The sequence below is a fragment of the uncultured Bacteroides sp. genome (assembly GCF_910586915.1).
Classification (GTDB): Bacteria; Bacteroidota; Bacteroidia; order Bacteroidales; family Bacteroidaceae; genus Bacteroides.
Genome location: NZ_CAJULN010000081.1, coordinates 1 through 4310, shown reverse-complemented (window position 1 = coordinate 4310; position 4310 = coordinate 1). Strand labels below are relative to the sequence as shown.

At 48.2% G+C, this 4310-nt stretch carries 4 protein-coding genes; all 4 read right to left on the bottom strand.

Features of this window, described 5'->3' with window-relative positions; translation table 11 throughout:
* The coding region (locus tag QZ331_RS14360) for a glycine dehydrogenase (aminomethyl-transferring) (protein ID WP_294631433.1) at window positions 1-1884 on the bottom strand (1884 nt) is incomplete at its 3' end.
* 23 nt (window positions 1885-1907) lie between these two features.
* Window positions 1908-2546 carry an MBL fold metallo-hydrolase gene (locus QZ331_RS14355; protein ID WP_294631432.1) on the bottom strand — a complete coding sequence of 213 codons (639 nt, stop codon included), beginning with the start codon at window positions 2544-2546 and terminating at the stop codon, window positions 1908-1910.
* A 57-nt stretch (window positions 2547-2603) separates the two neighbouring features.
* Complete coding sequence (gene rsmG / locus QZ331_RS14350; RefSeq protein WP_294631430.1) at window positions 2604-3224, bottom strand: 16S rRNA (guanine(527)-N(7))-methyltransferase RsmG; 621 nt, start codon at window positions 3222-3224, stop codon at window positions 2604-2606.
* Between the two features lie 51 nt (window positions 3225-3275).
* On the bottom strand, window positions 3276-4127 hold the full coding sequence (locus tag QZ331_RS14345) for a DUF3298 and DUF4163 domain-containing protein (RefSeq protein ID WP_294631428.1): 852 nt from the start codon (window positions 4125-4127) through the stop codon (window positions 3276-3278).
* Window positions 4128-4310 lie beyond the last annotated feature (183 nt).

Below are 4310 nucleotides of genomic sequence, written 5' to 3'. Positions count from 1 at the left end.
CATGTCGACATTGCCCAATTCATCGCACGCGCAGGTGACGGTCGTAAAGCCTGCCTGTATAGCCGATGCGGGATTGGTTCCGTGGGCCGATGCGGGAATCAGAATCTTGTTCCGATGTCCCTCGCCGATGCTCTCCAGATACGCACGAATTACGCGAAGGCCTGTATATTCGCCTGCCGCACCCGAATTCGGTTGCAGGCTGACGCCGGCAAAACCGGTGATAATCTTCAAATCTTCGCTCAGGTTCTTTATCAGTTCGCGGTATCCTTCCGCCTGGTCTTCGGGAACAAGCGGGTGCATACCCATGAATGCGGCATAGCTCAAAGGCAGCATCTCCGCAGCAGCGTTCAGCTTCATCGTACACGAACCGAGGGAAATCATCGACTGGGCCAGGGAAATGTCCTTGCGGTCCAGGCGTTTGATGTAGCGCATCATCTCCGTTTCCGTATGATATTGGTTGAATACCTCGTGGGTAAGGAAGGGAGTGGTGCGTTTCAGTGTCTTGTCAATGATGCTTTGCTCAGGGATATCGTCTACCTTCTGATAATCTTTCCCCACGGCGATGGCAAAGATGGAGAGCAACAGGTTGGCGGCTGCGATATCCGTCGTCTCGTCAATGCTGAAACCGACATCTCCATTCTCATAATAGCGCAGGTTCACCTCTTTGCTGAGCGCGATGGTACGAATCTGCTGAGCCGAAATCAGTTCGGGCAGTTCAAAACGCAGGGTATCGAAATATTGTGTGTTTACTTGCGTATATCCTAAGTCAGTCAGTTGCCTGTCAAGGAACACGGCGATGCTGTGGATACGCGATGCGATGGTTGAAATACCTTCCTGCCCGTGATAGACGGCATAGAAGCCTGCCATTGTGGCCAAAAGGGCTTGCGCCGTACAGATGTTCGACGTTGCCTTTTCCCGTTTGATGTGCTGTTCGCGGGTCTGTAGGGCCATGCGGTAACAGAGTTTGCCGTACTTGTCTTTCGACCATCCGATGATGCGTCCCGGCATATTCCGTTTGTATTCGTCTCTTGTGGCGAAGTAAGCGGCCGACGGGCCTCCATAGAACATCGGTGTGCCTAAGCGTTGGGTGGTTCCGAATACGATGTCCGCTCCCCATTCTCCCGGCGGGGTCAGCAGGGCAAGGCTCAGAATATCGGCGGCGACAGCTACTTTGCAGTCGGCGGTATGTGCTTTTTCCGTAAATGCGGCATAATCTTCTGCATTTCCGTTTGAATTGGGGTATTGAAGGATGCAGGCGAATACTTCCGGCGAAGGCTCGAAGTCTTTGTATTTGCCTACGCGCAACTCGATTCCCTGCGGCACGGCACGGGTAGTCATGACTGCCCATGTCTGCGGGAAGATGTTTTCGTCGACGAATACTACGTTTGCACCCGCCTTCTGCTGGGCACGCGAACGGAGGGCGTACATCATGCTGACTGCTTCGGCTGCGGCGGTTGCTTCGTCGAGCAGCGAACAGTTGGCAAGCGGCATGGCGGTAAGGTCGCACACGGCTGTCTGGAAGTTCATCAATGCTTCCAGGCGTCCTTGCGACACTTCCGTCTGGTAAGGAGTGTAAGAAGTGTACCACACCGGATTCTCGAATACATTCCGTTGGATAACGGCGGGCGTAATCGTATTGTACCAGCCCAAACCGATGTAGGTGGTGTACAGCTTGTTTTTACTTGCTAATGCAGCGATGTGTTTTCCAAATTCGTATTCCGTCAATGGGTGCTCCAGGGCCAACGGTTCTTTCAGCCGGATATTGGCAGGAATCGTTTTTTCAATAAGTTCGTCCAATGATGCTACCCCGATTTTTCGGAGCATCGTGGCTGTGTCTTGTTCATTGATGCCGATGTGACGGCCAGCTAACAAATCGGTTTTCATATTAATAAAGGGATTTGGTTATTTTATCTGAAAAATGGGTTTTCTGCTTTTTCCATTCCGATGGTCGTGGGGGCACCGTGTCCCGGATAGACGACCGTCTCATTGGGAAGGACGAAGAGACGGCTGCAAATGTGCTCTATCAGTTCGTCGAAATTACCGCCTGTGAGGTCGGCACGGCCGATGCTGCCTTGAAACAGGACATCGCCTGAGAACATACAGTTGTCTTCTTTGCAATAGTACACTAAACTGCCGGGAGAGTGGCCGGGCACATGGATTGCTTCCAATTGGGTGTGTCCGAAGGTGATAATGTCGCCGTCGTGGAGGTATTTCCCTAAAGGAACGGGGTCTTCCTGCAACTGAAAACCAAACATCCGGCTTTGTTTCGGAGCTTCGTCAATCCAATACTCGTCTGCCTTGTTGGCTTCTGCCGACAAGCCGAATTCCTGGAGCATGAACGGATTTCCGAAGATATGGTCTAAATGTAAATGAGTATTCAGAAGATGCTTCACATTCAGTCCGTTGGTGAGGATGAACTGCTTTAAAGCCTGTTTCTCTTCTTCGTAGAAACAGCCCGGGTCAATGATGGCTGCTTCTTTGGTGTCGTCCCATAATATGTAGCAATTTACGGGAAACATATTAAATTCAAACCTTTTTATTTTCATGGTTCTTATGTATGATGAATCTTAATCTTGTTTTTGTCCGGAGCCGCCGGATTGTCTCTAAATGGGGACATATACCACTTTCTTGGTCTCAAAAAACGTTTCCTCGAAGTTGTCGCTCAGGCTGTGAATCATTGTCTTGTGCTTGAATGGCATGGTTTCGTGTTCCAACTCGCCGCCTTTGAGGCAGATAAGTCCGTTGGGCAATGCATTCTGTTGGTGGGAGGAGATGTTCTTTTTGATAATCTTAATCAAATTCGCCAAAGGCATCACGGCACGGCTTACAACGAAGTCGAACAGGCGTTTCTCCTCTTCTGCGCGGGCATGGCGGAAGGTAACGTTCTTCAGTCCGATGGCATTGGCAACTTCGGTGGCTACGCGTACTTTCTTGCCGATGCTGTCTACGAGATGGAACTTCGTTTCGGGAAATAGTATTGCCAAAGGGATACCGGGGAAACCGCCGCCCGTGCCCAAATCCATCACTGTGGTTCCGGGGCGGAATTGGATTACTTGGGCGATTCCTAACGAATGGAGTACATGGTGCTCGTACAGGTTTTCGATGTCCTTACGTGAAATCACGTTGATTTTTGAATTCCAGTCGATGTAAAGGTCATATAGAGCGGCAAATTGTTTGCGCTGCTCTTCTGTCAGTCCGGGGAAGTATTTATTGATGATTTCCACTTTTGTCAGTTTCGGATTACTAAATTAGAATTTATGTAAATGAATCGATTTTTATTTTTTCAGTTCTCCCAAAATCGGGTTGCTTCCGAGAAGATGCTCCATCATGGGGAATGGAACGGTTACCTTTACCGGTCCCATTGAGTAGGGGGTAATGTCGTATACATTATAATAGAAGGTAAGGCCCTCTTTGCTCAGATAGAAGTTCTCGGTCGGAGCGATATCGCCAGTCGAAGCGTATCCCATATCTTCTAAGGCTTCGTGGGTGGTCACGTGGTTGTCCGCCATAAGCTGGTTCCAGATGAGGTCTGTCAGTTGCTCTTTGTAGTCTCCGACGAAAATATCGTCAAGACGGAGCGGACGCATCAGTGTAAGATCCATATTCAGGTAAGTTGTCATATAGATGCCGTGTGCGCCTCCGGTGTATTCATTGTAGTCGATGCGGTAGATAAGCAGGTCTTTCTCATACAGTTGCACGTGGCTTTCGATGCTCTTATAATAAGAGTACCAGGCTCCGATGGATGCTTCGTCTTCCTTGTCTTTCTCATCTTCCATGTACATCGGTTCCAGGTCGCGGCGGTATTCGCCGACGTAATTTTCCGTATATTGCTTTATTACTTCTTTCGGCTTTTCTCCGATGTATTTGTCGCCGAAGCAGGCGGAAATGAAGTATGTATTCAGCGTGTCTTTCAGCATATCGTCCGATGACTTGACGGGATAGGCGAAATTGATAATCATGTTACAGGCTGGTTTGGCTGTATCGTTAAAGAGGTGCGCCGTCTTGTTCACCTGAAGACTGTCGAATTGCAATGCACCTGTATTCTTGTTCATCTTGTCATGGCAAGAAAACAAAAGAACGCTTGCCGAAAGTATAATGGCAAGCAGGCTGACATATTGTTTTTTCATATTCGTTTTTTCTATAAATTACATATTTACTTTCTCGTTCACTATTGACAAATATAGATGAAATTCACGAATCGCGCTAATAAAAACAGAAAAATATTCAGCTATTTCCGAAAGAATATTTTTATTTTTACCTTTCCTCTAAAAAGAAAAATCTCCCGCTCTTATATTCGTATGTAACTTACT